This window comes from Mycobacterium sp., assembly GCF_019247615.1.
Taxonomy (GTDB): Bacteria; Actinomycetota; Actinomycetes; order Mycobacteriales; family Mycobacteriaceae; genus Mycobacterium.
Map to the genome: position 1 here is coordinate 1 of NZ_JAFBAT010000279.1, position 5477 is coordinate 5477.

Here is a 5477-nt window from a genome sequence, read left to right on the forward strand (position 1 = left end):
TGCAAATGTTCCATGAGCCGTCCGGTCGATTCGGCGCCGGCGTTCACCGCCACCCGCCATGAGCTGGCCGCGAGCATCTCGGCCTTCACGCACTGAGCGATCACAGACAGAATATACGTCTCGTATTCGTTTGATGTCGTCGCGGGCAGCCGATCGATGACGGATCGGAGTGCGTCGAGTTGAGCTTCGGCGTAGCCTTCCAGCACTTCCGTATCGGTATGCCGGTCCACCACCACCGCACCCCCGCGCGTCGCGGACCGGGCATCGGATGGCTGGGCGGCCATGAGCCGGGCCAATTCGGCATCCGGGTCGGCGGCCACCAACAGCCGGGAGTAGGTGCCGGGGGGTAAACCGAGCCCGTTCTCGACCTTCTGAACTGTACTTTTGTGGGGCTTTCGGACCCCGCGCTCCAAAAAGCTCAGGCCCATGATGCTGACGCCGGTCACGGCGGCAAGGTCGGCGAGGGACCAGTCGCGTGACTCGCGCAACGTACGGATGGCCGCACCGGCCGACTCACGGCTCACCGCGGGCTCCGGCCATACGCCGGATAGTACACAGGGCGCCCCGACATGCTGCGGATATACGTTTCTGTCACGTTTCGCTTGCGCTGCGCGGATGGTCGTGTATACGCTTTTGCCTACGTTTCACCGTTAGGAGGAGATCGACATGGGACATCCCTGCGTAGGCAACCCGGAACTATGGTTCGGCTATCCCGACGACGACGGCGGTGACGGCGCAGCGAAGGCCCGCGCTTATGAGCGCTCGGCCACCGAGGCGCGAATACAGTGCCTGCGCCGTTGCCCGTTGGCCCAGCAGCGCCGGTGCGCCCAGCACGCCATCGCACACGGCGAGGAGTACGGCGTCTGGGCCGGCGTCAAATTGCCCGGAGGCCAGTACCGCAAGCGCGAGGAACTCGCTCGCGCCCACGCGGTGCTGCGGCGTATCGCCGCCGGTGAAATCAACTCGCGCCAGCTGCCCGAAAACGCGGCGCTGTTGGCGCGTCACGAACACGACACCGTCCCGGTGGCGGCCGTAGTGCTGCACCTGCCCCCCGCGGAAGTCGGCCCGCGTTCGGCCGCCTGACCGTCCGTCGACGTCGCGCGCGCACAGTTTGCTGCACCAGCCAACGGGGTAGACCGCCTTCGGCACGACCGAGACCGAAGACCCAAGGACGCATCGATGACGTTCGACCTGACGCCGACGGCGGCGCAACACGACCTGGCCCGGCGGACCCACGAGTTCGCCGAAGAAGTGATCCGTCCGGTCGCGCTCGATTACGACAGGCGGCAGGAATTTCCGTGGCCGGTGCTGGAGGAGGCGGCCCAGCGCGGTTTCTACAGCCCGTTGTTCTACCGCGACCTGATCGGCGACCCGACGGGGCTGTCCTTGCCGATGTTCATGGAGGAGCTCTTTTGGGGTTGCGCCGGAATCGGTTTGGCGATTGTTATGCCGGCGCTGGCCCTCTCGGCGATCGGTCAAGCCGCGTCGCCGGAGCAGATGCTCGAGTGGGCGCCCGAATGTTTCGGTACGCCAGGGGATCTCAAGCTTGCGGCGCTGGCGATCTCCGAACCCGAGGGCGGCAGCGATGTGCGGAACTTGCGCACCCGGGCGCGCCGCGACGGCGATGACTGGATCATCGACGGCCACAAGATGTGGATCGGCAACGGCGGCATTGCCAACGTTCATGTGGTCAACGCCGTGGTTGATGAGGAACTCGGCCACCGCGGCCAGGGGCTGTTCATCGTGCCCGGCGGGACGCCCGGTCTGAAGATGGTGCGAAAGCTCGACAAATTGGGCTGTCGCGCGTCGCACACGGCCGAGTTGTTGTTCGAAGATGTCCGCGTTCCCGGCGCCAACCTGCTTGGGGGGGAAGAAAAGCTCGAACGCAAGCTCGCGAAGGCACGCGAAGCGGTCGAGGGCGGACATCGTTCGGGTTCCGCGACTTTGGGTACCTTCGAACAGACCCGCCCGATGGTGGCCGCGCAGGCCATCGGCATCGCCCGCGCCGCCCTCGAGTACGCGACGTGGTATGCCACCGAGCGGGAGGCGTTCGGCGGACCGATTATCGACAACCAGGGCATCGCGTTTCCACTGGCGGACCTGGCCACTCAGATCGACGCGGCCCGCCTGCTCACCTGGCGGGCCTCGTGGATGGCTGCCAACGGGGTGCCCTTCGAGCGGGGGGAGGGCTCGATGTCGAAACTGGCCGCCAGTGAAGTCGCCGTCAAGGCCACCGAACGCGGCATCCAGACCATGGGCGGCTGGGGTTATATCACCGACCACCCGGTCGAGAAGTGGTACCGGGATGCCAAGCTGTACACCATCTTTGAGGGCACCAGCGAGATCCAGCGGATGGTGATTTCCAACGCGCTGGGCGCCGCCGTCGGCACCCCGCCACTGCACGTGGTGCTCGAACCGACCGGCGGACCGCTGAATCGGGCTTTCGGTCGCGGGACCCCGCTGAGGTCGCGTGCCGCCGATGCGGCGCTGTCGATGCAGGACCGCGTCCCCGAACCCGTGAGGCGCCTGGCGATGAGGGTGCTGCGCCCGCCCCGTAGGTGAGTGGGCCGCGGTATCGTCGCGCTGTCAGTGTCGTACGCAATCCACGACGAAGGCTGGACGATGAGCAACCTGGAGACCTCGCCGGCCGAAGTCGCCTGCAACGCTTCACGGATCGCCTCTAACTTGCCGACGATAGAAGTGCTCCATCCGCGCGAGGTTCCCCTGGGCGGGCCGCGCGCGATCGAGGTGCGGCGCACCCTTCCGCAGCGGCAACGCTCGCTGATCGGTGCCTGGTGCTTCATCGACCACTATGGTCCGGTGTCCGCACGCATGGATGTGCCGCCGCATCCGCACACCGGATTGCAAACCGTCAGTTGGTTGTTCGGCGGGGGAGTGGAACATCGTGACAGTGCCGGCGTCCATGCCCTGGTCCGTCCAGGCGAGCTGAATCTGATGACGGCGGGCGCGGGCATCTGTCACTCCGAAGTCTCGAGTGGGTCGACCGCCGATTTGCACGGGGTCCAGCTGTGGGCTGCGTTGCCAGGCCCCGCTCGCGACACCGGCCGCGACTTCGCCCACTACGTGCCGACACCGGCGGTTCTGCCCGGCGTGGTGGTGCGCGTATTCCTCGGGGAGCTGGCGGGTTCCCGATCCCCGGTGCACACTTACACTCCGCTCCTGGGCGCCCAGATCGACCTGGACGCGGGCGCCGCAGTGGACTTCGAGGTGGATCACGCCTACGAGCACGGGGTGCTCTGCGATGCGGGGTCCGTCGAGGTCGGCGGAACTGCCCTTTCCTCAGCCGATCTCGCGTACCAGAGCCCGGGTAATTCGTTGCTGCCATTACGCAACGTCGGGGATCGACCCGCGCGCGTGGTGCTCCTCGGCGGAACGCCGTTCACCGAAGCACTGGTGATGTGGTGGAACTTCGTCGGGCGCAGCCACGACGACATCGTTCGCTACCGCCGACTGTGGGAGGACGCCGACGACCGCTTCGGCAGCGTCCGCGGTTACCAGGGTGCACTCACGCGGCTGCCCGCACCGCCGTTGCCGACCACCCGGCTGCGGCCCCGACCGACACCCGAAGGGATAACAGATGACTGTCGATAAGACCGGCGCACAGGCCAGCGTCACCGCGCACGAAGGCCGCTACACCATTGACGTCGAGGGCAAGACTGTTGGGCTCGCCGATTTCGCCGACCGTGGCGATCAGCGCGTCTTTTACCACACCGAGGTTGACCCGCAGTATGGCGGGCGCGGCCTGGCGACCATCCTTATCGAGGAGGCGCTGAATGCGACTCGCGATGCGGGCAAACGCATCGTTCCCGTCTGCTCGATGGTGGTCACGGTGCTCAACAAACATCCCGAATTCGACGGCATTACAGATCCCGTCACCGCCGACGTCCATAGGTGGCTGCAGACGAATCCGGCCGGTTGAGCCGCGCGCTACTTGCCGGTGCGCTCCCGATGCTTGCACCCAGGCCAGCAACAGGGCCGGCGTTTGCCCTCTTCGAGCTCCTCTCGGGTCCGGCGAATGCGACGCTGCCGGGTTCCATCCTGCTTGGCGTCCTCGACCCAGCAGATGAATTCGTTACGCGCCAGAGGCGTGATGTCCTTCCAGGCCGCGAGGGCCGAGGGGCTGGCGGTCAACGCGGCTCGCAAGTCCGGGGGCAGCTTGTGCACCACCCCACCGGGCAACCGCTCGCCGCTCACAGGGATCTCACGGGGGCTCTCACAGGGCTAGGGTATGGCGAGTCACCCACGGGAGGCGCCATGAGTGAACACGAGGTCCGGGCTCGGTGAGAAAGCCCGCCCGGCGGGCGAAATGTCACGACAGATCACGGTGTGGGCGAAGGGGGACTTGAACCCCCACGTCCCGAAGGACACTGGCACCTGAAGCCAGCGCGTCTGCCATTCCGCCACTCGCCCGGGGAAACAACCGATGGACCATATCACTGTAATAGCCGTGTGCCCCAACCGGCGAAGGATCCTCGCATCGAGCAGGTGGCCCTGAGCTGCACCGATGTGATTCTCACAATTCCCGAGGTGCCGCAGTCTCGCGATATCCCGATACCATGCTGATGTGACCACAAACGCGGGCGCTCCGTTTGCCTCGCGCCCGCGATACACCGCGACAACTGCGGGCGAGCGCTAGCGGATGAGTAGCCAAAAGGGGCTCGTTCAGCGCATCGAGCGAAAGCTTGAGGCGACTGTCGACAATGCGTTTGCCCGGGTGTTTGGCGGACCGATCGTTCCCCAAGAGGTGGAAGCTCTGCTCCGTCGGGAAGCCGAGGACGGCGTCCGGAGCCTTCCGGGAAATCGCCTTTTGGCGCCTAACGAATACATCATTACCCTCGGTATGCACGACTTCGAGGATGTGGGCGCCGACGCGGACCTCACGTTGCGCCGTTTCGCTCGGTACGTGGCTGACTACATCGATGAACAGGGGTGGCAGACGTATGGCGACGTGGTCGTCCGGTTTGAGCAGTCGTCAAGCCTGCACACCGGTCAGTATCGTGCCCGCGGGGTTGTCAACCCCGACGCCGAACCCCGCCCGACGCTCGACCATCCCCTCCGGCCACAATCAGATCACGCGTTCGGCGTAGAACGAGGAGTAGCAGCAATGACCGACAATTCGAGCTACCGCGGGGGCCCGGGGCAGGGGCGGCCCGGCGACGAGTACTACGACGACCGCTACGGGCGTCCCCAAGATGAACCGCGGGGGCCTGAGCCTCATGGGGGACCGGGCTATCCGCAAGAGCAAGGCGCATTCCCGCCCCCGGCCGGTTACCCGCCGCCGAGCGGCTACCCGCCCCCTCGTCATCCCGACCAGGGCGGCTACCAAGGCCAGCCCGGCGGCTACCCCGACCAAGGCGGCTACCAAGGCCAGCCCGGCGGCTACCCCGACCAAGGCGGCTACCAAGGCCAGCCCGGCGGCTACCCCGACCAAGGCGGCTACCAAGGCCAGCCCGGCG

At 66.5% G+C, this 5477-nt stretch carries 7 protein-coding genes and 1 tRNA gene; 5 read left to right on the forward strand and 3 right to left on the reverse strand.

Going from position 1 to position 5477, the window contains the following annotated elements; all coding sequences use genetic code 11:
- On the reverse strand, nt 1-524 hold a 524-nt coding region (locus JO059_RS19380), incomplete at its 3' end, for a helix-turn-helix transcriptional regulator (RefSeq protein ID WP_293321663.1).
- A gap of 142 nt (nt 525-666) precedes the next feature.
- Here JO059_RS19380 and JO059_RS19385 point away from each other — a divergent pair.
- The 4 genes from JO059_RS19385 (at nt 667) to JO059_RS19400 (ending at nt 3940) form a co-directional block, all read left to right on the forward strand.
- Nucleotides 667-1083, forward strand: a complete 417-nt coding sequence (locus JO059_RS19385; RefSeq protein ID WP_293321665.1) for a WhiB family transcriptional regulator — start codon at nt 667-669, stop codon at nt 1081-1083.
- A gap of 96 nt (nt 1084-1179) precedes the next feature.
- Nucleotides 1180-2562, forward strand: coding sequence for an acyl-CoA dehydrogenase family protein (locus tag JO059_RS19390; protein ID WP_293321667.1), 1383 nt, complete (start codon nt 1180-1182; stop codon nt 2560-2562).
- 60 nt (nt 2563-2622) lie between these two features.
- Nucleotides 2623-3612 carry a pirin family protein gene (locus JO059_RS19395; RefSeq protein WP_293321675.1) on the forward strand — a complete coding sequence of 330 codons (990 nt, stop codon included), beginning with the start codon at nt 2623-2625 and terminating at the stop codon, nt 3610-3612.
- Entirely contained in the window at nt 3599-3940 is a 342-nt protein-coding gene (locus JO059_RS19400; RefSeq protein WP_293321669.1) for a GNAT family N-acetyltransferase, read from the forward strand. The genes JO059_RS19395 and JO059_RS19400 overlap by 14 nt, the downstream gene beginning before the upstream one ends.
- An 8-nt stretch (nt 3941-3948) precedes the next feature.
- Here the strand turns inward: JO059_RS19400 and JO059_RS19405 are convergent, their stop codons facing one another.
- Both JO059_RS19405 and JO059_RS19410 read right to left on the reverse strand, forming a co-directional pair.
- On the reverse strand, nt 3949-4215 hold the full coding sequence (locus tag JO059_RS19405; RefSeq protein ID WP_293321671.1) for a YdeI/OmpD-associated family protein: 267 nt from the start codon (nt 4213-4215) through the stop codon (nt 3949-3951).
- 133 nt (nt 4216-4348) lie between these two features.
- Nucleotides 4349-4431: transfer RNA gene (locus JO059_RS19410), tRNA-Leu, on the reverse strand.
- 229 nt (nt 4432-4660) lie between these two features.
- Here JO059_RS19410 and JO059_RS19415 point away from each other — a divergent pair.
- On the forward strand, nt 4661-5477 hold an 817-nt coding region (locus JO059_RS19415; protein ID WP_293321673.1), incomplete at its 3' end, for a DUF3662 domain-containing protein.